This is a genomic window from Oleiphilus sp. HI0125, assembly GCF_001635355.1.
The window spans coordinates 1-839 of the sequence record NZ_LWGF01001217.1 but is presented as its reverse complement, the minus strand read 5'-3'; the positions used below and the strand labels follow the sequence as shown (position 1 = coordinate 839).

General features: G+C 45.1%; 1 protein-coding gene. It reads left to right on the top strand.

Going from position 1 to position 839, the window contains the following annotated elements; translation table 11 throughout:
• Nucleotides 1–67: 67 nt before the first annotated feature.
• A partial coding sequence (locus A3762_RS21190) for an ATP phosphoribosyltransferase regulatory subunit (protein ID WP_197469471.1) occupies nucleotides 68–839 on the top strand: 772 nt, incomplete at its 3' end.

The window sequence follows — 839 nt, the reverse complement described above, 5'->3', positions numbered from 1 at the left end:
CGCAGGTCTACTGGGCGTGGTTTTGTTAAGGCAGTAATTTAATGTGTGTATCGACACGAGAAATACTATGAGTTTGACCGAACGTTGGATGTTGCCTGAGGGCGTTGACGAGCTGTTACCACCGGATGCATGGGCTCTTGAGAAAATGCGCCGTGAAATGCTAGATACATACTCAAGCTATGGATATGAATTAGTGTCTCCACCGCTTGTAGAGTTTCTTGAAAGTTTACTTACCGGTACTGGCAGTAAATTGGATTTGCAAACATTCAAAGTTACCGATCAACTGTCAGGGAGAACGCTCGGCATTCGCTCAGACATTACTACGCAAGCCGCTCGTATCGATGCGCACGTATTGAAAAACCATGACATTTCTCGTTTATGTTATGTCGATAGCGTGTTGCATACGCGTCCAGAACATACGATGACCAATCGAAGCCCAATGCAAATTGGATGCGAGCTTTTTGGGTCTGACAATGAAGCAGCAGACTTAGAAGTGATGTCTTTGATGCTAGAGACATTGACTATTGCAGAAGTCTCAAAGGTTCATGTGGACTTGGCGCACGTTGGTATATATCGTGGCTTGATGACTTCAGCTGAGCTCCCGAGAGAACTAGAAGATCAAATTTTCAGCGCATTGAATCGCAAGTCAATTCCCGAGCTTGATACGCTAGCCGCTGAACATAAGTTGCCGGTTATCGATATTATTCGCGAAATCGCTCTGCTTAGCGGCAGTATTGATGCCTTGTCGGAAGTGCGAAAAAGCATATCCCAGTACTCTGAATTAGCTAGTAACGAAACTTTAGATGCCGTTGATGCTTTGATGCGTTTTGCTGAGTTGG